We start from the raw sequence: 26,034 nt of genomic DNA, 5'->3' as shown, positions 1-26,034 counted from the left end.
TAGGCGGTTTTTGTTTAGAGCCAGCCGCGATTAAGTGATCAGTCTTATAATCAGCCACAACGTTATATGCATTAATAGTTACTCCATAACAGACTAACCCGCACGCCAGTGAAGTATATAATTTTAATAAATTCATTATTTTCTCGCAAAGTAATATTTAGGAAAATAAATATTACTTCACGACAGAACAATTTTGTTATTTTTTTATTGATTAAGCACTTAAGATACGTGTTTTTAAAAGTTTGTTCGCTTCATTGAAAACAGCCCATAGTATAAATGTAGCTATTATTTGCATAGCGAAAGGGTAACAAACATAAATGACGGTTACTTTTAATTCCAATATATGGCGTAACAAATACTCTAAAATGTTGAGTGTTTCAAACACAATAAATATACGGGTAGCCTGATAAATGATCCAATCTAGATTAATAGAATTCGCTTTTTTATTGAAAATGCTATAACTCAAATTTATTCTAGAAAATAATAAAAATCTGACCACCATACTTTGTCCGATGAGGATATTGTACCAATATATTTCTGGAGTGAATTGATAATCAGATGCAAACCAATATAACTCAGCGCTAATCGATAAAACTAAACAAGGGAGTGCAAGCCTCGACATGGCGTCATATTTTAACTTGTAAAGTACTATAATCAAACAGCTATAAACTGCTACTTTCGAATACCAAATATCTTGTGAACTAAACCAGAATATTTCTTCAAGTATTCTTTCAAAAGCTAATATAAATACTATGCCTAGTACATCGATATTTTTTCTACAAATAATACCAGTGAAAATTAAAATGAAAATAAACAAACGATCGAAGGCTTCACCATTACCAAAAGTAGCAATACCAAGAAACACAAAAAGCCCTCCGAAGAGGGCTGTGAAAATCTGGGGTAGGTAGGCTCTTATAAACATAAGCCTAGACTAAAACAAGATCAGTTTAAGTTAAAGCCAAAATAATCCATAACTGTAGAGAAAAAAGATTCACGAGTTTGATCAGATGCAGTCTGGCGACAGATAGACCACCACTTATTCACAACACCAACTCCGATATTGTCCATGGTTTCAGGTTTGTCATTTTCGATAGCTGAGACTGTTTCACGGCTTATGCCTACTCGTTGAGCAAGCTCTTCTTGAGTATAACCCGCTTCTTTGCGCAAAGATCTCAGTTGAGCACCACTAAACATTTTTCTTCGTGACATGTGAAGTCGTTTCCTAATGGTAAACTATGAATGTTACAGGTTAATAATCCAACGGTAAAAAACTTACCTAGCGGGAATATAATTTAAACCAGTGTATTAGTAAATAGAAAGGTTAATAACAAATTGTATTAAATTATCTCTTTATTATAATAAAAAAATATGATTTCAAATCAAACTACTTACTAATACTAATCAGATCCGCGACTTTTTTATTGGAGTCATATACAATGCGCGACCAAATTATTTAGTAACCCGTTCACTTAAGAGTATTCCATGTCTTTCCAACAAGAAGTTGATAAACGCCGCACTTTTGCGATTATCTCTCACCCCGATGCGGGTAAAACCACTATTACTGAAAAAGTATTGTTGTTCGGTAATGCCTTACAAAAAGCCGGTACGGTAAAAGGCAAAAAGTCTGGCCAACATGCTAAGTCGGATTGGATGGAAATGGAAAAAGAACGGGGTATTTCTGTTACTACCTCTGTTATGCAATTTCCGTATCGTGAGTGTACTGTTAATTTATTAGATACGCCTGGGCATGAAGATTTCTCAGAAGATACATATCGTACCTTAACCGCAGTCGATTCTTGCTTGATGGTAATAGACGCGGCCAAGGGCGTAGAAGCTCGAACTATAAAATTAATGGAAGTAACGCGTTTACGTGACACACCCATTATTACCTTTATGAATAAACTCGACAGGGATACCCGTGATCCTATTGATTTATTAGATGAAGTTGAAAAAGTTCTAAATATTAAATGTGCCCCTATTACTTGGCCAATTGGCATGGGCAAAGAGTTTAAAGGTGTATATCACTTACTTCGAGACGAAACCTATCTTTATAAATCAGGTTTAGGACACATGATCCAAGAAGTGCGTGTTATTAAAGGTTTACATAATCCTGAATTAGAAGACGCAATTGGTAATTACGCCGAAGAAATTCGCGACATGCTTGAACTGGTGAAAGGCGCATCCAATGAATTTAATCATGATGAATTTTTGGCCGGAGAGTTAACACCAGTGTTTTTTGGTACTGCTATGGGTAACTTTGGTGTTGATCATATGCTTGATGGTCTGGTTGATTGGGCTCCATTGCCGCAAGGCCGTGAAACCAGTGACAGAAAAGTCGAATCAAGCGAGCAAAAATTCAGTGGTTTTGTGTTTAAAATTCAAGCCAATATGGATCCTAAACATCGGGACCGTATCGCCTTTTGCCGCATAGTTTCGGGAAAATACGAGAAAGGCATGAAAATGCATCAAAGCCGTACAGGTAAAGATGTACGAATTTCAGATGCCGTGACTTTTTTAGCCAGCGACCGAGAATTGCTGGAAGAGGCTTATGCGGGTGACATTATTGGTTTGCATAATCACGGCTCTATGCAGATAGGCGATACTTTTACCGCAGGCGAAAAATTCCGTTTTGCTGGTATTCCTAATTTTGCACCAGAATTATTTAAGCGTATTCGATTAAAAGATCCACTGAAACAAAAGCAGTTGCAAAAAGGTTTGATCCAATTGTCTGAAGAAGGTGCGGTGCAAGTATTCAGGCCTATTCAAAATAACGACTTGATAGTGGGTGCCGTAGGAGTCTTGCAATTTGATGTGGTTGTAGCCCGTTTAAAAGGCGAATACAACGTAGATGCAATGTATGAACATATTAACGTGTATACCGCGCAGTGGGTGACATCTAAAGATCCCAGAAAACTCGATGAATTCAGACGCAAAGCAGAGGCAAATTTATCTTTAGATGGTGGTGATAATTTAGCTTATATTGCGCCTACTAGAGTGAACTTGTCTCTAGCTAAAGAACGTTATCCTGAAATTGAATTTCATACGACCAGAGAACACTAAGGTATTTTTATCAGCCGCCTGAAGCATTTTATACACAAGAGCAGACATGAACTTACACACATTATTATTAGCAAAATTTAAAGCCGCGCTCATTGCCATTGGAGCACCTGAAGGTACTCCTGCTCCCCTTAGCCGCAGTACCCGTGTCGGTTTTGGGCATTATCAGTTTAATGGGGCTATGGCATTGTCCAAAGTGCTCAAACAAAACCCAAGAGATATTGCGCAAAAAATTGTCGATGTCGTTGAGTTAGATGACATAGCCGAAAAGCTCGAAGTAGCAGGACCAGGTTTTATTAATATTCATTTAAAACCTCAGTGGCTAGCCCAACAACTACAAGCGGCTAACGCTGATAGTCGTCTTGGTATCGAAGCCGAACAACAACAAACAGTAGTTGTGGATTACTCTGCACCTAATCTAGCTAAAGAGATGCACGTTGGTCATTTACGGAGCACTATTATTGGTGATGCCGTAGCTAAAACGCTGGAATTTTTAGGGCATAAAGTTATTCGCCAAAATCATATGGGAGACTGGGGAACACAGTTTGGTATGTTAATTACTCACCTCAATGATAAATTAGCAGCCGATGGTGTAGCAGAAACGGCCCTATCTGATTTAGAAGACTTTTACCGAGCTGCCAAAGTACGTTTTGATAATGAGGACGGTTTTGCAGATAGAGCCCGTGAAAACGTTGTTAAATTGCAAAGTGGTGATCCTGAGTGTTTATCTTTATGGAAAACCTTTGTAACTATATCTATTGCTCACAGTGAACATGTGTACGACAAGCTTAATGTTAGCCTTAAACGCAGCGATATAATGGGTGAAAGTGCCTACAATAAAGATTTAGCTGCAACAGTAGCAGAACTTAAATCTTCTGGCATAGTGGTCGAAAGCCAAGGCGCACAAGTTGCATTTTTACAAGAAATGGCCGACAAAGAGGGCAATCCAGCTGCTTATATAGTGCAAAAGTCTGGTGGTGGGTATTTGTATGCGACCACCGACCAAGCCGCTATTCGTTATCGCAATGGTGTGTTAGGCGCTGATCGCACTTTGATTTTTACTGATGTCCGTCAAGCCTTACATTTTAAACAAACAGAAATTGTTGCCCGTAAAGCAGGGTTTATCAAACCTACTCAAACTTACGAACATTGTCCATTTGGTATGATGTTAGGTAGCGATGGTAAACCTTTTAAAACTCGTACTGGCGGCACAGTGAAGTTGGCTGAACTATTAGATGAAGCCATTGAACGTGCTGAAGTACTGATCAACCAACGTGAATCCGACTTGTCAGCGCAAGAGCGCAAAATTATCGCTGACAAAGTGGGGATTGGCGCTGTGAAATACGCAGACCTCAGTAAAAACCGTACCACAGATTACATTTTTAACTGGGACTCTATGCTCAGTTTCGAAGGTAATACCGCGCCTTATTTACAATATGCTTACGCCCGCGTACAAAGTATTTTCAGAAAAGCTCATGTAGATGATGTGAACTTACAGGCAGATATTCAGCTTGAAGAGGTTCAAGAGCAACTGTTAGCCGTTAAGTTAATGCAATATGTTGAAGCAATTAAACAAGTTTCCAGCGAGGCTACCCCTCATGTACTTTGTGCTTACATCTACGAGTTAGCCAGTTTGTTTATGAGTTTCTACGAAGCTTGTCCAATATTAAAAGAGGGCATAGAAGAACAAACTAAAAATAGCCGTTTAATGTTAGCGCAATTGACAGCTAAAACCTTGCAGTCAGGTTTGGACTTGTTGGGCATTGAGACTATGGAGAAGATGTAAGCTTTTTAGCTACGAGCTACGAGCTACGAGGAAAACAAACAACCCGCCAAAGGCGGGTTGTTTGTTTTTACATTATATAAAAAATTTCAAATTAACCTTAGTTAATCTCGTGTATGGTTTATCCATTAGTATCAAATAATAACTTAGGTAATTAATATGGTTAAAATTCTAGCCTTTGCTGGTAGTGGTAGAAAAGATTCAGTCAATAAAAAAGTGGTAGCTATTGCCGCAAAAGGTGCACAAGAGGCTGGCGCTGAGGTGACTATCATCAATCTTGAAGATTTTGTAATGCCTATTTTTAATGAAGATTTAGAGGCAGAACAAGGTATGCCTGTTGCAGCTCAAGCCTTCAAAGAATTACTGATTAATCATGACGGTTTTCTAATTTCATCTCCTGAATACAATAGCTCCTACAGCGGCTTATTTAAAAATGCGATTGATTGGGCCTCCAGACGTACTGGTGATGAAGCTCCTATGGCAGCTTACCGAGGCAAAGTAGCCGCGATTATGGCTGCATCACCTGGTGGATTGGGCGGTATGCGGGTATTGGTCGTACTGCGTATGTTGATGGAAAATTTAGGGACTATGGTGTTACCTAATCAAAAAGCGGTCAGTGGCGCATTTGCTATGTTTGATGGGGATGGCAATATTAGCGATGAAAAAACCGAAAAAGCGTTAAAGGCTCTTGGCAAAGAATTGGTCGATACTCTAACCAAGTTAAAAGGTTAAATTAAAATAGGATTTCCGTAGGTCTTGGCCACTATATTAGTGGCTCGGATATATTGGTCTATTCGGTCAATAAAAACTCATGCTCTGGGTCAACAATTAATCGCCCAGACATGGCTTCTCTGCCAAGCAGCATCAGGTATTTCATTTCAGAACGGTCTGTAAGAGTAAGCTCAATTCCCCATTGCATACCGGCAATTGAAATGTCGGTTTCGATTACGTAGCGTGTTTGTTTTGTAGCATTAGAACTCTTAACTTTACGTACACTTTTAACTTTGGCTTCTCTTTGCATTAATTTGCTTACGTCATGTGAGTCGGGGTGGATATCAAATCGAACCCATTTTTCCTTTTCTTTTTTAAATTTGACGATATTATCCACATGCAATGAGGATGTTGTTGCTCCGGTGTCAACTCTTGCTTCCAATCCGTTTAGTTTAAGTTGAGGTAAATCACATAGTTCAAGTGCACCAACTAAATGCTTTTTATTCATCTAAGTTACTCTTTAATCAATAATAGTAGGGTCTTCTAAAACCAAGTCGTCTTGCAGGTTGTCTTGTAGCAGTCCTAGGTGTTCGGCGACTGAATCAGGTTTTCTAAAATAAGCAATGTGATACATGGCTTCCCCCTCTTGAGTTAAGGGAATATTTTGTTTGCCTATGACCACACCTTCTTCAGGGCAAAGGACTTTGCATAATTCAGTTCCATAGGGGTCGGCAATTATGGCCAATACGCCACCTTTATTGACATGATCACCTAATTGCGCAACATGGTTAACAAAGCCACTTTCAGTAGCACGTACCCAGCCACTTTGACGTGCAACAAACTTTGATATTTTATGACCTTTGCGTTTGCGCTTATTTAACATGCCGATTTCACGCATCACGTTAATCACACCTTTGACCCCAGCTCGTATGGAAAACTCATCATATCTAAGAGCTTCTCCAGCTTCGTAAAGGAGTACTTTTACACCTAAGTCTCCAGCTGCTTGGCGAAGTGTACCTGGCCTGATGTCGGCGTTGAGTAAAACAGGTAATCCAAAAGACTCTGCCATAGCTAATGTTTCTGCGTCGTCCAAGTTGGCTCGGATTTGAGGAAGGTTACTACGATGAATAGCGCCTGTGTGTAAGTCAATGCCAACGTCACATTTTGAGACTATTTCATTTACAAATAGATGCGCTAGTCTTCCCGCAATGGAGCCTTTGGCGCTACCAGGAAAACTGCGATTAAGATCTCGTCTATCGGGTAAATAACGACTCTGATTTAATACCCCATACCCATTTACAATAGGTACTGCTATAAGTGTGCCTTTTAGATACTTTAGTGATTTGTGTTTGAGCAAGCGATTGACAATCTCAATGCCGTTTAATTCATCACCATGCACAGCGCCGCTGACAAATATAGTTGGCCCATCTCGTCTGCCGCGCTGAACATGCACTGGCATTGACATCCTAGTATCCGTATATAAAGGTGGCATAGGTAATTCAATGCGTTTGGTTTCACCACGTTTTATGGTTACGCCACCAATTTCAAGATCTTTCATTTAGCCTTATCCTTTAGTTTTATTAGGTTGGCATTTTTTCGATAAATTGAATGACCATCCATGCCACATCTTTGCTATTACTGTTTTAATATCTTCCCATTTGGAAGATGAATTAACCGTAACTATTACTGACGCCTTGAGATAATCAGTAAGTACAATAAAAATGTCTTGTTTAGGTTCAAGTTAATTGATGACAACAGCCGCACCACCTAATTTTCTAGGTTTTGCATATTACGTGCAGCTGTGGCTTAACGTAAAGCGTTATTTTGATTAGGATACGAATCAAATTAAGCTAAGAACTATTGTTGTGTATACTCTGGGTTTTGCGCACCTCATCAATCCAAAGATCAGATATGGAATTTATACAAAATATTTTTGAAAACAAATTAATTTTAACCTTCTCAATCACGTTTTTAGCGCTGCTGACGAAATACGTTCTAGTAAAATTGGTACGTAAACAAGCTAAAAATAAAGGTGAAGACCGCAGAGACTTAGTTAACAACGTTAAGAATTTTCTTAATTTTGTGCTCATAGTGTGTTTATTTAGTCTTTGGGCGGAAGAGATGCAAAAGTTTGCATTTTCAATTGCGGCTTTTTCTGTGGCTATTGTGTTGGCTACTAGGGAATTTATTCAGTGTATTATTGGTTTTTTCTATTTAGTTTCAACTCGGCCATTTCGCATCGGCGAATGGATTGAAGTTGAAGATTTTGTTGGTGAAGTTTCTGCGACTGATTGGATCAAAAGTACCTTATTAGAAGTGGATATAAAAACTTACGAGTACACAGGTAAAACGTTGTTTATTCCGAACAATAAGTTGATGACCAGCCCTATTAAGAATCTAAATTTTCTAAAGCGTTATGCGACTCACCATTTTGTGATTGTTCGTGATCAAAGTGTTAATCCTTATGGCATTATTCAAAAGGTAATCAAAAATGCCAAGGTTTACTGTGCTGACTTTCATGAAGTGGCGGTACGTTACAATCAGATGTTAGAAAGACGACTAGATGTGAAAATAGCTGGTCCTGAACCACAAATTAAAGTCTCTACATCTGAGATAGGCGACAACGTTGTGGAAATCACTATATTTTGTCCAACAGAGCTGGCAATAGAAATTCAACAAGCGATAACTAAAGATTTTATGCGTTACTGGTATGCTGAGAAAAACAAAATTAAGCAAGACTAATCTAGATGTTTAGTCTTTTAAAAGTGACAGCAAATGCGGGATCCGCCCTATACCTAAAACTTTACCGAACCCAGTTCGGTTGAATGTAATTTGGAAATTAGATGAAAAGACGATTAATCGCTCTTATTGTGTTATTGGCAATATCTTCTGCCTTACAGGCTAGTCAGTGCAGCGGCAATTTTAGCGATGCTGCACTACAGACATTGAAAAATGAAAATTTTGTAATTGAAGCCACTGAAGATAGAAACAAAACAGCTGTAAAGTTGTTGTTATGCCTTGGTTCGCCGGATCCTAAAGTGCGCGACGGTATTGTATACGAAGCGACAAGTGAGTGGTTACGAGGCAACTTATTAGACCAAGTTACTATTAAAACAATGTTTGATTTTCTCATCAATACATTAGAACAGACCAATCAAGATCCCTTAAATTTCACGCAACCTTTTGCGGCTTTAGTATTGTCTGAAGTGCTTCGAGTTGACCGTATCAAGCCCTACCTTACTGAAAATGAACTGCAAAAAGCGATAAAGGTAACAACCAGCTATATGGTTAATATTGTTGATTATAGAGGGTTTGATGATCTACAAGGTTGGCGACATGCAGTTGCCCATACTGCAGATGTGATTTTACAACTTTCATTGAATAACAAGGTTTCAAAAGTACAACTCGGGCAATTGTTGGATGCGCTTAAATCCCAAGTATCACCACAACAGCCACACTTCTATGTATTTGGAGAGCCAAAACGTTTGGCCATGGCATTTATTTATATTGTTTTACGTGGCGAACATACTGAACAAGAAGTGGCGAGTTACCTTGAGAGTGTTGCTAGCCCAGCCCCTTTTAATGACTGGCAGAGTGTATACAGTGATAAAGAAGGTTTAGCAAAATTGCATAATACTCGAAACTTTATTTATAGTATTTTTGCCATATCGGCACGAAGTGAAAACTCCGCATTAAAATCAATGCAGCCAAAACTTGCCGAACTCATAAAAAAAATAGGCTAAGAGTTATATTCGTATGACTTAAATGATTAATTTATAGGGTAGTTACGCGCCATATACTGTCATTCTATGGGAAAATCCGTTAAAATCCGCGTCCTTTAATTTCGAGTTTACCTGTATTATTTATGTTTGAAATCAACCCTGTACATAATGCCTTAGCGGATATAAGACTACGTGCCGATTCGCTTCGGGGGTATCTTTGACTATGATCAGAAGAAAGAACGTCTTGAAGAAGTTAATCGCGAATTAGAAAGCCCTGATGTATGGAATCTGCCTGAGCGTGCTCAAGCTTTAGGTAAAGAAAAAGTTGCCCTTGAATTGGTTGTGCAAACCATTGAAATATTAGCTCAAGGTACTGATGACGTCGAAGGTTTAGTTGAATTGGCAGTTGAAGCCGAAGACCAAGATACTTTTGATGAAGCAGAGTCTGAATTAGCCGAGTTGATGAAAAAACTCGAAATACTCGAGTTTAGACGTATGTTCTCAGGCCCCAATGATGCTAACCATGGATATATTGATATTCAATCAGGATCCGGTGGTACCGAAGCGCAAGATTGGGCTAATATGCTATTACGCATGTATTTACGCTGGGGTGAAGCCCACGGATTTAAAACCGAGTTGATTGAAGTGTCCGACGGTGATGTAGCCGGTATCAAAAGTGCCACTATTAAATTTAGTGGCGATTATGCCTTTGGTTGGATCCGCACAGAAACAGGCGTTCATAGATTAGTTAGAAAATCGCCTTTTGATTCTGGCAGTCGCAGGCATACATCTTTTGCCTCTGTTTTTGCCTATCCAGAAGTGGATGATGATATTGAGATCGAAATTGATCCCTCAGACTTACGAATTGATACCTATCGTGCTTCGGGAGCAGGTGGCCAACACGTTAACCGTACCGATTCGGCGGTGCGAATTACCCATGAACCCACTAACATAGTGGTGCAGTGTCAAAACGACCGTTCGCAGCATAAAAATAAAGCACAGGCCATGAAACAGCTAAAGGCCAAGCTCTATGAACACGAAATGCATAAACAGAATGAAGAAAAACAAATTATGGAAGACGGCAAGTCTGACATAGGTTGGGGCAGCCAAATACGCTCTTATGTATTGGATGATTCACGGATTAAAGATTTACGCACTGGGGTAGAAACCCACAATATACAAGCCGTATTAGACGGCGATTTAGACAAATTTATTCAAGCCAGCTTAAAATCTGGTCTGTAATTACCTAACGCAGCAAAGAAATATCAGGAAAGTTGATGACCGAACACACACAAGATGAAAATAAGTTGATTGCAGAGCGCCGCGCTAAACTTTCTCACATAAGAGAAAACTGCCAATCCAATGGTTTCCCCAATGACTTTCGTCGTGAATTTTACAGTGATGAATTACAGCAAGCTTTTGGTGACCATGAAAAACCTGCTTTAGAAGAACTAGGTAAAGTAGTGAGTATTGCTGGACGTATCTTAGCTAAGCGTGGACCATTTTTGTCACTACAAGATATGACAGGTCGCATTCAGTCTTATGCTTCCAAAGATATCCAAAAAGATATTAAAGAACGTTACGGTAGCTTGGATATAGGCGACATCATTGGCGTAAAAGGTGAGTTACACAAATCCGGTAAAGGCGATTTGTATGTGAATATGACTGAATACCAATTGTTGACTAAATCATTGCGTCCATTACCTGAAAAATTCCATGGTTTAGCCGATCAAGAAACCAAATATCGTCAGCGTTATGTGGACTTGATCACTAATCAGCACACTCGCGATACTTTTATGATCCGCAGTAAGATAGTCAGTGGCATTCGTAACTTTTTAATCGAACGTGATTTTATGGAAGTGGAAACTCCCATGTTACAAGTGATACCGGGCGGTGCTACAGCTAAACCTTTCACTACTCATCATAACGCTCTTGATATCGATATGTATTTACGTGTGGCTCCAGAGCTTTACCTTAAGCGTTTAGTTGTGGGTGGCTTTGAGCGTGTGTTTGAAATCAACCGTAACTTTAGAAATGAAGGTCTGTCTACCAGACATAACCCAGAATTTACCATGTTAGAGTTTTATCAGTCTTATGCTGATTATCATGACTTGATGAATCTCACAGAAGAAATGTTACGTAAAGTGGCGCAAGACGTGTTGGGTACAACTATCATTAAAAACACCACTAAAGACGCTGAAGGCGAAGTAGTTAGCGAAGTAAACTATGACTTTGGTCAGCCATTTGCTCGTTTAACCATGAACGAGGCAGTAATCAAATACTGGCCAGATGCTAACGTTGATGCCATTAACGATCCTGAAAACCATTTAGCTGAGCTTAAAGTGATGGCTAAACAGCTTCACATCAAAGAGCCTGAGGTTGATGGCATTTGGGGCGCAGGCAAATATTTGTGTGAAATTTTCGAAGCGACAGCCGAAGAAAAACTCGATCAACCTACTTTCATCACTGCTTACCCTTGGGAAGTCTCTCCACTAGCACGTAGAAACGATAACAACAGTTTTGTTACTGACCGTTTTGAGTTTTTTGTGGGTGGCCGTGAACTGGCTAATGGTTTCTCAGAGTTAAATGACTCAGAAGACCAAGCTGCACGTTTCCGTAAACAAGTTGAAGAAAAAGACGCTGGCGACGACGAAGCCATGCACTTTGACGAAGATTACATCCGTGCCTTGGAATACGGCTTACCACCGACAGCAGGTGAGGGCATAGGCATAGACCGTTTGGTGATGTTATTTACCGACAGCCCAACCATTAAAGATGTGATTTTATTCCCACATATGAAGCCTGAAGTACCAGCAGAATAGCTTACGGGTTATAGATTGTAAAAAGGACACTTAGGTGTAATGCCGAACAGTTAAAAATATTTTAGCGATCGGTTGAGCGATCTTTAGAACAGTCCAAAATCCGATATCAGTATACTGTTATCGGATTTTTTTATGGAACTCTCAGAAGCGCTCACCCTTACATCAATCATCGTCTCACTGAATTCAGGTTATTGTCAGACGTATTAGAGCCTGATGTTATCCAATCTTGTCTCAACTCCAATGGTGTTAATAGTGTTGCTGAAAATGAAATGAATTTAGCCGCAAAACTAGTCGATAAGGTGCCAGATAATAACCTCCCTTCTAAGCGAAGTTATTCCGATGTTTAAAGGTATCTAAAAACTGATACCTTATCGCCAAAAGCAAAGATGCCGTTCACCTTATGTGAACGGCATTACACCAATAGGCGGATGTTTTGGCATACGAATTGGAGTTAGTCGTTTCGGGTGATGGTTATAAACTGATCTAGGCTTAAATCGTCTAGTTGGCTTTGCTGACCGTCTGGCCAGACTATCCTGACTCGTTGCAAACTTGTTGCTTGCGCCAATCCAAAGTGTGCTTCAACAGGATTCTGAGATACGTAGTTACTGCCGGCTCTTAGTTCTCTCATTTGTTCAACACCGTCAGTTGTTACATAGATACGGGCACCTAAAGCTTGAGTATTAGCTGACTTTTCAAGCAGTTTAATATTAACAAAGTGGTTGTTGCTACCTGAATTACATAATAACTTCGGGGCTTGATTGTAATTAGCCGTGTATAAATCAATATCACCATCTTTATCATAATCAAAACAGACTAACCCTCGGCCCATGGCTGTATCATCAATACCAAGATCCAATGATGACTCAGTAAAAGTGCCATCGCCATTAGACATAAATAAGCGAGAAGGGTCTTCCTTAAACCTAGGATCAATATTACTACCTTCCATGCCATTAACATGGAATATGTCTAAATGTGTATCATTATTAAAATCGGCAAAACATGCGGCCCATCCCCAGTAACCATCGCGAACCCCAGCGTCATCAGTTTTATCAATAAAAGTGCCATCACCTTGGTTTTGATAGAGACGATTTCCTGGGGTTAATGAACCAAAATGTTTGACTCCGTCTTTAAAGGTAATGGCCGAAACAAACCAGTCCAAATCACCATCGTTATCATAGTCGCCCACGGCGGATCCCATTCCGGCATTATCACTGATCACGTCTCTGTCAGTGTTATCAGAAAATGTACCATCTTGATTGTTATTAAAAATACGGGTGCGGTGGTTGTCTGATACCAGCAGCAAATCTTGCCAGCCATCATTATCAATGTCGGCAAAAGTGGGAGTAAAAGATTTGTCTCGACTACCAAACTGCTGCATAACCGTTTTTAAACCCACTTGGGCACTTACGTCAGTAAAGGTATTATCACCATTATTGCGCCAAAAATAAGCGTAGTGGTCGCTGCTGACACTACTCCAGTGGGTAATCACCAAATCGAGATCATCATCCTTGTCATAATCTCCCCAAGTCGCGCCGAAGTTGTTGCCGGGTAAAACCAAACCTGAAGTTTCAGTGATATCTAAAAATTTGTCGTTTCCTCTGTTTAAATAAAGTTTAGGATCAGAGCCACCCACACTACCAACAAATAAATCGAGTAAACCGTCACCATCTAAGTCACCAAATGCAGGACCACTTCCTTTGGCTAGTAAGTTTACTTCTGCAAACTCTGCCATATCAGAAAATGAGCCGTCTGCCATATTTTTTAATAGTAGGTTTTCTCGACCATCACCGCCAACGGCATACAAATCGACCCAGCCATCGTTGTCAAAGTCTCCAGCTGCCACGCCCCCAGACATACTCAATATACCGTCACCATTAGGCATTGAATGACTAAAATTTAGTCCTGCTTGAGTTGATATATCGGTAAAACTTAATTCAAGCGTATCTACGCTAGGTGAATGACAGGCATGAGTGCTATTCCCTTGGGCAGACGTTGAATCAACTATTACTGGCACGCCGCTGCGCAGTTCAGGCTCTGGAGTCTTTATAACAGAAGTGGGAGTATCTTTTGATGAGCCACCACCACAACCGAGTAGCAAAATGCCAAATATGGCAGTGGATAAGGTTGATTGTTTAATTTGATTCATATTTATTACTACTAATAGTGAAGATCTAAAAATGTTTTATGATCATTAAAGTTAAGACTAGAGCGTTGAATAAAATCATCAACATAATCAAGGTCGTATTTGTGCGCCACATTATCCTGTGGCACGTCGCTCAATTGTTCAGGAAATATTCCATAACCTGACAAAATACATAACCAAGAAAAAGGTGGGTAGTAACTTTGTATCTTGGCTTGCTGGATGGTTTGGGTGATATCTTCTGCTGCCATCCAACCTTTGACTATGCGTTTAAGTTGATTTGAAATATGTGGGTTGGCAGAATTTTCTCGCCAATAATCAGTATCGTCTCTGGAGCTCAATCGATAGTGAGCCACAATATAATCGCGAATACCTTCAAAACGTTGATTAATCTGTTGGTTAAATTCATCTTGGTGGGTGTTAGAAAAGTTACTTTTTTCGTTAGCTTCAATAAAACCTTCTATGGTTTCTTGCACAAAATGTAAGGCGGTGGCTTCAAGGGGCTCAATAAACCCTTGAGATAAACCTACTGCTAAGCAGTTGCGATACCAGTGTTTTTCTACCCGTCCCACTTTCATCTTTAGGTGACGGGCTGCAACCTCGCTATCTAATAAGTTTAGTTTTGTTCTTAGTTCAATCTCAGCTTGTTCCGCGGTGCAATGCTGCGAGCTATACACATAACCATTTCCGACTCTATTGGTAAGCGGAATATCCCATGCCCAACCATATTTCATTGTGGTGGATATCGTTTGTGATCTGAGTGGCTGGCTAGTAGGCGAGGGGATAGCGACAGCACTGTCGTTAAACAGATTATCTTTGAAACTCACAAAAGGTACTTTGAGCGCTTTTTGAATCAAAACACCATTAAAACCAGAACAATCAACAAAAATATCACCGATGATTGTATTGCCATCGTCTAGCTGTAGATTGGCTATATCGCCATTGGTTTGCATGCCCACATTCAACACTTTGCCTTGAATGTGTTTAACGCCTTTGGCTATCCCTTTGTTTGCTAAAAACTGACCTAATAAGTTCGCATCAAAATGATAGCCGTAACCAATAGGAAAGGGGAAATTGTGATCCGGAATAGGCGTTTTGTGCTGCTCAGCCAATTTAGCAGACAAATAAAAACGGTCTGGATGACAATCAACGTTAATCCCCTTACGCCTATGAATACTGTTATAAAACAACGCGGGTGCTGAAAAAGCATCAATTCTAGAAGCAAAAGGATGAAAATAACTCTCAAACCCAGGGCGAGATGACCAACCATTAAAGCGTATGCCATTTTTGTAGGTGGCGTTACAAGCTGGCATCCACTCATGCTCTTCGACCCCAATTTGGTCAAAAAAGGATTTGAGCTGCGGAGTCGAACCTTCGCCCACACCAATAGTGCCAATAGCAGGTGACTCCACTAAGGTAATTTGAATACCTATTTTTTGCCATTTGGCAGCCATTAAGTTAGCAGCCATCCAACCAGCCGTGCCGCCGCCTAGGATCACTATATGTTTATTGGCAGTAAGAGTTGTGTTCATAGTCTCTGCAAAGGATTTTTAAATTAAAGGTAAACTAATTAGAACTGAGTTTACACATTGGGTTAAAGCCTCATTTATTAAAAAGCTCTAACCCAATATTTATGCTCGAAAATAAACAAGAGCCACATATTGTGGCTCTTGTTGTTTTTAACTAACAATTAAAAGTTGTAGTTAACACCGAAGTAAGTGGTACGGCCAAAATATTGGATAGTACCAGTACGGTTTGTATCACCAAAATATGAAATGTTAGGTTCATCAGTTAAGTTGTCAACAGATACTACAGCTTGCAAATTCTCTGAAAAGTTATAAGACATTTGCGCTGAGTAAATTGTTTCCTCGTTAAAATAAGCCGATTGATCACTTCCAATGGCAATTTGTCGACTTAGGTATGGTCCACGATGACGAACACTGACTCTTGCATTCAGTTTTTCATCATAATCATAGAATAATGTTCCACTGAAGACTCTATTCGATAAACCTTCCAGTGGTGCATCTTGTCCAGCTTCCCCAGGTACTGCTGATGGACGGGTAATTTCACTGTCTGTGTAGGACCAGTTGATGTTTATACCAAGTCCTGACCACAAGTCAGGAAGGAAATTAAAGGTTTGTGTATAGGCTACTTCAATGCCGCGCATATAACCGCCTTCAGCATTATTTTCTGCGTGAGTGTAATCACCATCTTCAAACTGTCTAGGTACGCCATTAGTATCAAATAATGGCGGTATTTCGATGCCAATTTGAGCCAAATCGAAATTTTTCTCGGTTATTTCACCAACAAAGTTTGTGATGTCTTTATTCCATAATGCAACCACAAATGCGCCATCAGTTTCTGTGAAATAATGCTCATAGGAAATATCGATTTGATTCGCATAAAACGGGCGTAAAAACGGGCTAGTAGAGCTATTGTAATCGAGAAATTCTGTGCCTTCTCGTTCATTAATACTCACACCACCACTTAATGCTAACTTATTCATATCTGGACGAGCTAACACCTTGGCCGCAGCAAAACGGATTAATTGCTCGTCATTTAAAGCAAAGGTTAAGTTTAATGAAGGTAAATAATCAGTGTAGGTTGTACCTTCAGTACCTCGGACATAATTAGTGCTAATTAGGCCATTGTCATCGGCAATAGGATCACCGTTGCCTGGACCTACATCGATTAAACCTGTACTTAATTGTTCAGTTTCAACTGCACGAATACCAAAATTACCTCGTACAGGGAAATTGCCAAGTTCTGTATCTATATTGGCTTGAATGTAAGCAGCAGTGACATTTTCTTCAATCACGTTATTTTGTGTTAAAGTCCAAGCATTATTCCAATCTGTTGTAGGAGTTTGGTCAACGTTTGGTATCCAACTATTCAATACTTGTTCAACATCTAAGGTAAGGTATTGTGGCATGTTATTGAAATCACCACCTAAGGTAGACACTGTTACTTCGTCAGCAGATAACTGATAAGGCTGGAAGCGTTCTACTTCAATAGTATTGCCGTCAGCATCTTGTCCATATGTAATATATTGTCCGTTTCTTGCGGATTGGTCAGAAACACCATATACAAATCTACCGCGCTCCAATGTATATTCACGTTTTGAGGAACGAATACCGGCTTCAATTGATCTGATAAAGTCGTTATCCACTTGATATTGGAAGTCAATTCTAATGGCATCAGACGAGTTTGACTCAATTCGTGGGTAAGCCTCAGCAGCTACCACCATCATATGATTAACATCAGTAAAATCACGATTAAAGCTAACTGTAGGGGACTCTAAACCATTTAATTGATATTGAACCACTAAATTATCATCGATGACTGGCGTATCAATGCTTGAATCTTCAAAGTATGCCATACGCATAACTCTGTCTTTACTGTCTTCATCACCCTCTGAATGGGCAATATCAACCGTCATAGACAAGTCATCATTAATATCCCATTCACCTTTTAAACCCCAAGATGAAACGGAACTTTCTGTAGTGGCATCATCAGCTTGCGATTGCACCCGAATGCTACCCACTTGGGACGTAATATAAGGTGGCGCATCAACCATATTGTTAGGATCACGAGAGAACGTGCCTCCTATAAGGGCATTGCCAGCTAATACTGCATCAGTTAATACCCCCGCGTTCGGATTGCCTCCTAAATTGGCTAATCTGACTGAGGATAATCCATCGACTCTTAAGCCGCGGTCAAATTTTTCTGAATCAAATTTTGAATGAAAACCATCAAATTGGAAACGAAGATCATCTCTTGGTGCCCAGTTTAAGGCAACAACAAAGGCGTCACGGGAGTCTTCACCACCACGATCATGTAATTCAAAACCATCAGACATAAAAAGTTTTTCAGGTAAACCGTCATAAATCCCGCCATATTCTGACGACAAAGAATTGTTTAGTTCATCACTGTATTCATCAAACTGTAAGCTAATAAATTGATTAGCTATGGTGGGTTGTCTCATCATAGCCACACCCACTGAGACGCCAACTGTGTCATCAAGTAATTTGGCTTGATAAGAAGCGGTAATACGCTTACCAAATGAATCTAGGTATTCACTATCTGCCACAGCATTGTTGGTATTGCCATGGGCCGAAATACGGAATTTTTGATCTTCGTCATTATCTAGGGCACTGGCTGTTTTTAGTTCTACTGTACCGGCGACACCGCCTTCAATGAGTGACGCTTTTTGTGATTTATATACTTGCGCTGCTGAAATTAGTTCAGATGGAAATTGATCAAACTCAACCGAGCGACCACCTGCAGAAGAAACTTGTTCACGACCATTTAGTGTAGATAAAACAAAACCACCGGATAAACCACGGATGTTTAGTTCACTTGATTGTCCATCACGGCGCACCGATGTTACACCCGGTAAACGTGTTAAAGCATCGGCTATAGATACGTCAGGTAAACCACCAATGTCGTCGGCAGATATGGCATCCACCACAGTGTCTGCGAAACGTTTAGTATTTAAAGACTTAATAACGCTGCCTCTAAAACCTTTAACTTGGATTACTTCCAATTCACTTTCTTGTTCAGCCACTGCATCAGTTTCTTGAGCAAAGCTCGCGCTAGCATGCAAGGTAAGTCCTGCTGCCAAAAGGCTGAGCGTCATTAGGCTCGGTTTAAATTTTTTCATTATGTGTATTTCCTAGTGTGTTCTAGTAACTTACAGACCAGACACCTTTTATATGTAGCGTCTTTGTGAACTGTAAAAATATTCGATAATCCATATCTAATTTAGGAAGTTTTAGGTGTAACGTGACGATGATAATGCTAATAGCTCGGGGCCCAAATACAACCTTTTATTAACATGCGAAAATGCCAAAATGGCGCTTAAATTAGAGTTAATTTCAATTATTACCTTAAAAAACAACTGGATAGGTGTTTTTGTGCGTATCTGCTGCAAATTATGAATACGTATTCATAAGCCATGTATTTCATTTACAACATATTACAATTAATCAACAATAGCCTTGCTCGAATGATAGTAGATGCGAATTCCTACACTGAGCATGATGGTAAGGACTCCTGGAATAGTTTTTTGATTACGTGACAGTGTCATTTTAATAACTAGAGAAATAACCATCGAAGCTATTAGCTTTTACAGGCTAGCAGCTGAGTAACACACTTGGAGAAACCATTTATGTCTATGTACATGAAGAAACTTTTAACTACTATGCTGTTTGCATTATCTGCAGCAGTATTGTCTAGCTGTGGAGGTGATCAAGTAGGATTGACCGGCACCGCAGATACCTTATTAATATGTAAAGCCCCCGAAACGTTAACCGAAGACGGTTCGGCATGTGAACTTGTTATTGTGCCTTGTAACTATCCTGAAGTACCTAACGATTTGGGCTTGTGTGCTATGGATACTGGCGCATGGCCAGATGGCACCAACGGCATCACTATGCCTGAGCCTGAGTACGTCCCTAAAGATGGCGAAGTTGTTCTATATTACGCACTAAAAGATGAAGAATATACAGGTTGGGGCTTACATGCCTTCAATGAAGGACAATGTACTTCATGGGCAATGTTTGATGCACCAGGTGGTGATGATGCGGTAACAGGTACAAGTTGGGGTATCCCAATTGATCCGGTAGGTGTTGATCCAAATTTTGGTGTTTACTGGGTTATGGATACAAAAACTAATCCTAATTGTGGTAACTGGATCCCTTATAATTTTGATGCAAGTCTTCAAGTTCAATTTACTGCCATTGCACAGCTAGCAGACGAAACTGTTAATCCAACTAATCGCTTCTTTTTACTTGAAGGTTTAGACCTTGTTTTTCCTCATCCACGTACCTTTGATTCATTAGTGGTACCAGGTGGCTCAACACTTACTTGTGACGAACCACTGATATTGAACGAGACGGGCGATGCATGTATCGATGACCCAACTGCCTTAGTAACTTTTGTTCCAGGTGATGCAACACTTTATTTGAAAGGTTCATTTAACGGTTGGCTTGGTGACGAAGCTACAGATGAAATTAAAGCTGAATACGTATTTGAATATGCTGATGGTGTTTATACCATGGTTGCTTCATTAACAGCTTCAGCAGACGACTATAGCTTTAAAGTTGCAGATGATCTTTGGTCAGAGCCTACTTCTTTTGGCGCGGCAGCTACTGAAGAGCCAGTTGTATTGGGAGAAGATAAAACCCTTGTAGTGGGAGAAGATGTTAGTCAAAACATAACTTTTACTGTATCAGCAGACGCTAATTATCAGTTTATCTTTAATGCGACCGACCCTGAATTACCTGTTTTAACTGTCATAGAAGTGCCTCTTAAAAAGGTTATGTACGTAAAAGGAACCTTAAACGAATGGAGCAACACTCAAGCTATGGTGTATGAAGGGCAGAATATTTACACTTCTGTTTTCACTTTAGCTGAGACTGATTACGAATTTAAAGTGGCCGATGCAACCTGGACTGATGATACTAATTTTGGTGCTGCGTTAGGTGACGAAATGCTCGACCTAGATGTGTCAAAAAGTTTAGTGTTTGGTGAAGGTGTTGCACAAAACATCGCTATCACTATTGCCGAAGCGGGTAATTATAAATTTGTACTTGATGCTACTTCTTCTGAAGCGCCGATATTAACGGTCAGCACAGCTGTGCCTTACGGTAACAATGCATTGTACCTAAAAGGGACTATGAACGATTGGTCACAAGTTGAAGGTTTTGGTTTTGGTTATGCCGACAACCACTATATTTTGGCAACCTTGTTAGATACCGCCACTCATGAGTTTAAAATTGCTCCAGATGATTGGAACGATGCAGCTTCTATAGGTGGCTTACCTGAAAATAACCTAATTACCCAGGATGAAGCACTTACAGTAGCGGTAAAAGATGACGGTGGCACAGAAAACTTAAGGTTTGTAGTTGATGCACCAGCTATGTATCAGTTTGATATTGATGCGACCGACAAACATGCACCGGTATTAGTGGTAAGTGAATACACACCTTTTGCTGCCAGAACTTTGATGCTTAAAGGAACTATGAACGGTTGGAGTAACGACGCTGCCTATGAATTCACTTATGCTGCAGGTATCTTTACCCTAGAAACTACTTTAGACGCGGCAACTCATGAGTTTAAAGTGGCTTCTGCTGAGTGGGAAGATGATTCAACTATTGGTGGATTGCTTGACATGAATGTAGTGTTAGCTGCCGAGCCGTTAACTGTTGCCATAAAAAATGACGGCGGTACGGAAAATATAAGATTAGAGGTTGCTGAACAAACAACTTATATCTTTACTGTCGATGCGACCATAGTTGGCGCACCGGTATTAACGATAACCGTTAAGGAATAATCGTTAGCTGATGTTTTTGTAATTGACAAAAATAAGTGTAAAAAAAGCCGCGAGATTATCGCGGCTTTTTTGTATGTGTTGTCCCATCCTTGGCTACTTGAATACCTTAAAACTTAAGATAAAGCAGTGTTTTGCTACTTTTTAAAGATGGCGGCCTAACTAATTATCTTCAACATTTATTCAGCTAAAAATGATTTTAAAGGTGTAATAAATTTATCGAAACTTTCAATATGTGGTAAATGACCAATATTTTCTATTTCAACTAATGTGCTATTAGGGATCGCTTGTTGGGTGGTTTTACCCAACTGTTCATATAACCCCATTGTTTTTCTCACCTCTTCAGAAACCAAAGGTTTGCCTAGAGCTGTTCTGTCTCTGGTACCGATAATTAATAAGGTTGGGCTTTGAATGTTTTTAAATTCGTAAACAACAGGTTGGGTAAAGATCATGTCGTAAGTTAAAGCTGCATTCCATGCAATCTTTTGGTAATCAGAGTTAAGATTCCAACCAGCTAAAAGATTAACCCACTCGGCGTATTCTGCTTTCCATTTGCCGTCATAATAATTGTTAAGTTGATAAGCCTTGATGCCTTCATAGGTTTTTTTCATCTCTAATTGATACCACCAATCAACAGTCTGATAAGGCACCAACAATTTCCAATCTTCTAAACCGATTGGATTTTCCAAAACCAACTTTTCAGTGGTTTCTGGATACATAAGTGCAAACCTTGCCGCTAGCATCCCCCCCATAGAATGCCCTAAAATGGTTGTTTTTTTTATATGCAAAGAATCTAAAAGCGCTTTAGTATTTGTCGCTAATTCTTGAAAAGAATATTGAAAACTATCAGGTTTAGATGATTTTCCAAAACCAATTTGATCCGGCACTATCACTCGATAACCTTCCTTTTTTAAAGCATCGATTGTTGTTTCCCAATAAGCTCCATTAAAATTCTTACCATGCAGAAGTACTATGTTATGGCCGTTATTATTAATTGGGTTTATGTCCATATAGGCCATTTTAAGTTTTTGTTGTTGTGTGTTAACAGTAAAATACTCAACCGCATGTGGGTATTGGTAATTACTAAGCATTAAGTCTAACCATTGCAACTTACTTTCTTGAGCGAAAGAAGAGCAACTAATTAGCATTAAAAAACATGTGAATATACATTTCATTTTGTACTGTTTTACCTTTTAAATTTTATTGAAAATAAATTAATATTTTAAGTCTATCGAACTTCATTTTTACATGGGTATTTTATAGCGCTTTTTCCCGTAAAACTATTCATTGAAGCATCAGCATTTTTTAATGTTTCCCAATGGACGACGACTAACCATTAACCGTTTTCACCCTTGGCTGTTTCTCTGGAAATAAAGCCCGCTTGTTTTTACATGCTCTTTTTCTACTACCAGACTGGAAACTTAAACCTTTAGGCTATTATGCCGTACCTTACTGTTATTACGATTTTTAGCTGTTCATTGTTAATTAAATTATAAAAAGGTCTCCTAATTCTACGTTTTAAGTAGCCTTGTTTTACTTCAATTTAGGCTAGGAACTAAATGTAGTCAGGTTAAAATTAAATACTAATGACCGCTTTGGAGGCATAACCTGTTTACTGACTTCAACTTATTCAAATGGTGAACTAATGCCTAAAATTCTATTGAATGTCAATGAGTCCAACTAGCAGTAGTGTTAAAGCGGATATCCAAATGGTGTTGGTGGGGGCTTTATATATTTGCCTTTATAAAAAAGAATCGAGGTTCTTTTTTTAGATTTTCATAAGCTGTTCTCTTTGTAAAATAACTTTGTCAACCTTGAATAGTCAGCGCTATTACCTTAACCTTTGTTTTTATTGAACGTTCAATTAATAAAAATACCTGAAGTTACAATCATAGCGATTCTTCGTATGCTCGTTAATAGACTCAGGTGCTGAGCTTCGATTACAAGCTACTGCTATTAATCTCATTAGCAAAAAAAGCAGGCTTTATTGTCTGCATAAGGTAAAGAATAATGATAAAACCGTTTCGCAGTTTCCCCTTTGTTTGTGCCCTAATGTTAGCTTCTGGTTTGGCTGTCTCATCGCAAAGTCATGCAGCTGTCAGTATTATTCACGGCAAAACTATCATCCCGGGTGGCAACGCGACTTCTGAGAAAGACTTAACCATTAGAAATGACAAGTTGGCGTTTTCTTTAGCGTTAGGTTCAGCGCCTCCTTGGGGGGTAGCCCGTGGTTGTATTGTGGATATTGCCAACGTTCGAAAGGATGGATCTTTAAGTCATGATCGTGTTGCCTTTGCGGATTTTATGCCGAACAACTGGTCAAGCTGGCCGAACACTTATCAAAAGCTCGATATCATTAAAGATTCTAAGGACGAAGCGATAGTTAAGATTACTCGGGATTTTGGTGAGGTGGTCATTAGCACTGTTTATAGCCTAGCAACTGGTTCTGATCTTATTCATGTTAAAACCACGATGACCAACGAAGGGGAAGCATTAGCAGATATGTTATCCGGTTACGCATTGTGGCCCGATGGCGGTTATAAGTTTGCCGTACCCGGTTATGCGGGAAAAGTAGAGGCGCTAGTGACTGAGCCTTTAGCAGACCGTTTTGTTGGTTATGGCGCCGATTGGGCGGTTGCCTTGCATGCACCTTATATGACAGAACTGAGATATCAATCGCGGGATCTCTACACAAAACATAGCTTGAAAAAATCACAATCCATGTCATTTGAAGGTGACTATCAAGTGCTGGCCAGTGGCGACCTTGCGCCTGTGGTTAGTGCCGAGATTGAGCGTAAAAATCTGCCAGCCGGAACATTAACAGGCAAGGTGAAAACACAACAGGGTAAGTCTGTGGATGAGCCTGCTCTTGTAGTGCTCAAGGATGGTGTGCCATACATTTGGGCACTGGGTAAGAATGGCCAATATAAGCTTGACCTACCTGTGGGGGATTATCAGGTATACGCCACCAGTAAAGGTTATTCAGACAGTGCAATACAAGACATAAGTATCAAAAATGGTGGCTCGCAAAGCCTTTCATTTAGCGATCTTTTGGCCCCAGGCGAAGTGAATATTCAGGTAACAGACGCTCAAACAAGAGCGGCATTAGACGCTAAAATTCAGATTGAAAAAGGTGCTAAACCTTTGATTGAATTTTTTGGTGCAAAAACCTTTTTCACTGAGTTAACTAGTGTTGGGCAGGCAAAATTCACTTTGGCCCCTGGCGATTATCAGCTTAAAGTGTCTGCTGGTGGCGATTTTTTAGCGAAACCTGTATTGCTTGATGTCAGCGTTGTTGCCAATAAAACCAGCCATCTGGCCAGCGTAATACCGGTTAGTACTTATCCAACACAACAAGGCTGGTATGCCGGTGATTTGCATCATCATTCAGATGTACTGGAAGGTTCGACATCACCAGAGTATCTAGTGCGTTCGCAGCTGGCTGCGGGTCTAAATGTTACTTTTGTCAGTGATCATGACTCCATCAGGAACCATGGGACTATTAAAGCGTTATCGGATAAACGTGGCATACCCTTTATTCCATCAATAGAATTCTCGCCATCTTGGGGGCATTTTAATGCTTTCCCCATTGATATTGGCGCACAACTATCGGTAGATCCTGGGGTGGATGATATCCATCAGATCATTAAAGATGCTAGGCATATGGGAGCAACAGTAGTTGCTTCTAACCATCCCTACATTCCTTATGGTTATCTAAGCAGTCTAGAGAAAAATACTGCAGTGGGTGGTTTTGACCCAGCCATTGATCTGCTCGAGATAAATGCAGTAGTGGATTATAGGCAGGTAGTTAAGAAAGCGCGCCAGTTATGGTCTGCAGGCCTACCTTATTATTATACTGCTGGTTCTGACACCCATGATGTGTGGAATGAAACCAGCGGGCTTAACCGTATTTTTGTATATACAGGCAGTAAACCAAACGCTAAAGCCTTTGCTCAGGCGATGAAAAATGGCCGCTCTTATGTGTCGTTTGGTCCAATAATCTATCCGCAAAATGTGATGTTTGGCGACACCATAAAGCTAGCTAAAAATCAGCCGCAATCTATTAGTTTTGAGCTGTTATCAGTCAATGGCCTTAAGTCTGTGCAGTTAATTGGCAATGCAGGTGTGATCAGTGAGCAAAGCTTAACTGGCGAGAATGCCTCTGTGGTATTTGATTTACCTCTAAAATCAGGATGGCTAAGTTTAGTTGTTGAGGATAATAAGGAACACAAAGCTTTCTCAAACCCTATATGGCTGCAGTTGGTGGATAAAACACAATTCTGATGTGTGTTAGTTAGTGTATTAAAACAATAGAAGATCAAATAAAGAGGGCATGTGTGAACATGCCCTCTTTTTTTTGGGTGATTGATAAGCTGTTAATAGGTCATGGACTTGTCTGCCTAGACTCAAGTGCCTTAATTTGGCTGTCGCCAAAATTTTGAAAAATAACAATAAGAGAATATTGC

General features: G+C 39.8%; 18 protein-coding genes. 10 read left to right on the top strand and 8 right to left on the bottom strand.

What is annotated here, in order from left to right:
* Window positions 1–211 precede the first annotated feature (211 nt).
* Entirely contained in the window at window positions 212–865 is a 654-nt protein-coding gene (locus GARC_RS25300; RefSeq protein ID WP_226989331.1) for a hypothetical protein, read from the bottom strand.
* 77 nt (window positions 866–942) lie between these two features.
* Window positions 943–1,209: a helix-turn-helix domain-containing protein gene (locus tag GARC_RS25295; protein WP_007625905.1), complete on the bottom strand. Its 267-nt coding sequence runs from the start codon at window positions 1,207–1,209 to the stop codon at window positions 943–945.
* A 273-nt stretch (window positions 1,210–1,482) separates the two neighbouring features.
* On the opposite strand from GARC_RS25295, the gene prfC reads away from it, so the two are divergent.
* The 3 genes from prfC (at window position 1,483) to GARC_RS25280 (ending at window position 5,572) form a co-directional block, all read left to right on the top strand.
* The gene (gene prfC / locus GARC_RS25290; protein ID WP_007625904.1) at window positions 1,483–3,060 is read left to right on the top strand and encodes a peptide chain release factor 3; all 1,578 of its coding nucleotides are present in this window, start codon (window positions 1,483–1,485) and stop codon (window positions 3,058–3,060) included.
* Window positions 3,061–3,106: 46 nt separating this feature from the next.
* A complete protein-coding gene (gene argS, locus GARC_RS25285) occupies window positions 3,107–4,843 on the top strand; it encodes an arginine--tRNA ligase (protein WP_007625903.1) in 1,737 nt (578 codons plus the stop codon).
* Window positions 4,844–4,999: 156 nt separating this feature from the next.
* Complete coding sequence (locus GARC_RS25280; RefSeq protein WP_007625902.1) at window positions 5,000–5,572, top strand: NADPH-dependent FMN reductase; 573 nt, start codon at window positions 5,000–5,002, stop codon at window positions 5,570–5,572.
* Between the two features lie 58 nt (window positions 5,573–5,630).
* Here the strand turns inward: GARC_RS25280 and GARC_RS25275 are convergent, their stop codons facing one another.
* On the bottom strand, window positions 5,631–6,059 hold the full coding sequence (locus GARC_RS25275) for an ATP-dependent zinc protease family protein (RefSeq protein WP_007625901.1): 429 nt from the start codon (window positions 6,057–6,059) through the stop codon (window positions 5,631–5,633).
* A 12-nt stretch (window positions 6,060–6,071) separates the two neighbouring features.
* On the bottom strand, window positions 6,072–7,109 hold the full coding sequence (locus GARC_RS25270; protein WP_007625900.1) for a succinylglutamate desuccinylase/aspartoacylase family protein: 1,038 nt from the start codon (window positions 7,107–7,109) through the stop codon (window positions 6,072–6,074).
* Between the two features lie 353 nt (window positions 7,110–7,462).
* On the opposite strand from GARC_RS25270, the gene GARC_RS25265 reads away from it, so the two are divergent.
* From GARC_RS25265 to GARC_RS26860, 5 genes are all read left to right on the top strand, one after another.
* On the top strand, window positions 7,463–8,293 hold the full coding sequence (locus GARC_RS25265; RefSeq protein ID WP_007625899.1) for a mechanosensitive ion channel family protein: 831 nt from the start codon (window positions 7,463–7,465) through the stop codon (window positions 8,291–8,293).
* A gap of 101 nt (window positions 8,294–8,394) precedes the next feature.
* On the top strand, window positions 8,395–9,294 hold the full coding sequence (locus GARC_RS25260; protein ID WP_007625898.1) for a DUF2785 domain-containing protein: 900 nt from the start codon (window positions 8,395–8,397) through the stop codon (window positions 9,292–9,294).
* 122 nt (window positions 9,295–9,416) lie between these two features.
* Window positions 9,417–10,515 (top strand): peptide chain release factor 2 gene (gene prfB, locus GARC_RS25255; protein WP_153811026.1). Its coding sequence is split into 2 segments (ribosomal slippage): window positions 9,417–9,491 and window positions 9,493–10,515, totalling 1,098 coding nucleotides; the frame shifts between segments, so codons are not numbered across the junction.
* A gap of 35 nt (window positions 10,516–10,550) precedes the next feature.
* Window positions 10,551–12,095 carry a lysine--tRNA ligase gene (lysS, locus tag GARC_RS25250; RefSeq protein WP_007625895.1) on the top strand — a complete coding sequence of 515 codons (1,545 nt, stop codon included), beginning with the start codon at window positions 10,551–10,553 and terminating at the stop codon, window positions 12,093–12,095.
* Between the two features lie 191 nt (window positions 12,096–12,286).
* Window positions 12,287–12,442, top strand: coding sequence for a hypothetical protein (locus tag GARC_RS26860; RefSeq protein ID WP_007625893.1), 156 nt, complete (start codon window positions 12,287–12,289; stop codon window positions 12,440–12,442).
* Between the two features lie 104 nt (window positions 12,443–12,546).
* On the opposite strand, the gene GARC_RS25245 is transcribed toward GARC_RS26860, so the two are convergent.
* The 3 genes from GARC_RS25245 to GARC_RS25235 form a co-directional block, all read right to left on the bottom strand.
* Window positions 12,547–14,241, bottom strand: a complete 1,695-nt coding sequence (locus GARC_RS25245; protein ID WP_007625891.1) for a CRTAC1 family protein — start codon at window positions 14,239–14,241, stop codon at window positions 12,547–12,549.
* 11 nt (window positions 14,242–14,252) lie between these two features.
* The gene (locus tag GARC_RS25240; protein WP_007625889.1) at window positions 14,253–15,767 is read right to left on the bottom strand and encodes a tryptophan halogenase family protein; all 1,515 of its coding nucleotides are present in this window, start codon (window positions 15,765–15,767) and stop codon (window positions 14,253–14,255) included.
* Window positions 15,768–15,925: 158 nt separating this feature from the next.
* Window positions 15,926–18,898, bottom strand: a complete 2,973-nt coding sequence (locus tag GARC_RS25235) for a TonB-dependent receptor (RefSeq protein ID WP_007625888.1) — start codon at window positions 18,896–18,898, stop codon at window positions 15,926–15,928.
* 507 nt (window positions 18,899–19,405) lie between these two features.
* Between GARC_RS25235 and GARC_RS25230 the strand changes: the two genes are divergently transcribed.
* Window positions 19,406–21,571, top strand: a complete 2,166-nt coding sequence (locus GARC_RS25230) for a hypothetical protein (RefSeq protein ID WP_007625887.1) — start codon at window positions 19,406–19,408, stop codon at window positions 21,569–21,571.
* A gap of 176 nt (window positions 21,572–21,747) precedes the next feature.
* On the opposite strand, the gene GARC_RS25225 is transcribed toward GARC_RS25230, so the two are convergent.
* Complete coding sequence (locus GARC_RS25225) at window positions 21,748–22,716, bottom strand: alpha/beta fold hydrolase (protein WP_007625886.1); 969 nt, start codon at window positions 22,714–22,716, stop codon at window positions 21,748–21,750.
* A gap of 862 nt (window positions 22,717–23,578) precedes the next feature.
* Here GARC_RS25225 and GARC_RS25220 point away from each other — a divergent pair.
* Window positions 23,579–25,852 carry a CehA/McbA family metallohydrolase gene (locus tag GARC_RS25220; protein WP_007625885.1) on the top strand — a complete coding sequence of 758 codons (2,274 nt, stop codon included), beginning with the start codon at window positions 23,579–23,581 and terminating at the stop codon, window positions 25,850–25,852.
* Window positions 25,853–26,034: the final 182 nt, after the last annotated feature.

Source organism: Paraglaciecola arctica BSs20135 (genome assembly GCF_000314995.1).
In the GTDB taxonomy this organism is placed as follows: Bacteria; Pseudomonadota; Gammaproteobacteria; order Enterobacterales; family Alteromonadaceae; genus Paraglaciecola; species Paraglaciecola arctica.
This window is presented reverse-complemented; position numbering and strand designations above follow the sequence as displayed.

Bases quoted from the DNA above. Each gene is read 5' to 3' on its own strand.
- argS (WP_007625903.1), top strand. From the start codon at position 3,107: ATGAACTTACACACATTATTATTAGCAAAATTTAAAGCCGCGCTCATT.
- GARC_RS25270 (WP_007625900.1), bottom strand. From the start codon at position 7,109: ATGAAAGATCTTGAAATTGGTGGCGTAACCATAAAACGTGGTGAAACC.
- GARC_RS25220 (WP_007625885.1), top strand. From the start codon at position 23,579: ATGATAAAACCGTTTCGCAGTTTCCCCTTTGTTTGTGCCCTAATGTTA.
- GARC_RS25240 (WP_007625889.1), bottom strand. From the start codon at position 15,767: ATGAACACAACTCTTACTGCCAATAAACATATAGTGATCCTAGGCGGC.
- GARC_RS25265 (WP_007625899.1), top strand. From the start codon at position 7,463: ATGGAATTTATACAAAATATTTTTGAAAACAAATTAATTTTAACCTTC.
- GARC_RS25295 (WP_007625905.1), bottom strand. From the start codon at position 1,209: ATGTCACGAAGAAAAATGTTTAGTGGTGCTCAACTGAGATCTTTGCGC.
- lysS (WP_007625895.1), top strand. From the start codon at position 10,551: ATGACCGAACACACACAAGATGAAAATAAGTTGATTGCAGAGCGCCGC.
- GARC_RS25230 (WP_007625887.1), top strand. From the start codon at position 19,406: ATGTCTATGTACATGAAGAAACTTTTAACTACTATGCTGTTTGCATTA.
- GARC_RS25225 (WP_007625886.1), bottom strand. From the start codon at position 22,716: ATGCTAATTAGTTGCTCTTCTTTCGCTCAAGAAAGTAAGTTGCAATGG.
- GARC_RS25275 (WP_007625901.1), bottom strand. From the start codon at position 6,059: ATGAATAAAAAGCATTTAGTTGGTGCACTTGAACTATGTGATTTACCT.
- GARC_RS25280 (WP_007625902.1), top strand. From the start codon at position 5,000: ATGGTTAAAATTCTAGCCTTTGCTGGTAGTGGTAGAAAAGATTCAGTC.
- prfC (WP_007625904.1), top strand. From the start codon at position 1,483: ATGTCTTTCCAACAAGAAGTTGATAAACGCCGCACTTTTGCGATTATC.
- GARC_RS25235 (WP_007625888.1), bottom strand. From the start codon at position 18,898: ATGAAAAAATTTAAACCGAGCCTAATGACGCTCAGCCTTTTGGCAGCA.
- GARC_RS25260 (WP_007625898.1), top strand. From the start codon at position 8,395: ATGAAAAGACGATTAATCGCTCTTATTGTGTTATTGGCAATATCTTCT.
- GARC_RS25245 (WP_007625891.1), bottom strand. From the start codon at position 14,241: ATGAATCAAATTAAACAATCAACCTTATCCACTGCCATATTTGGCATT.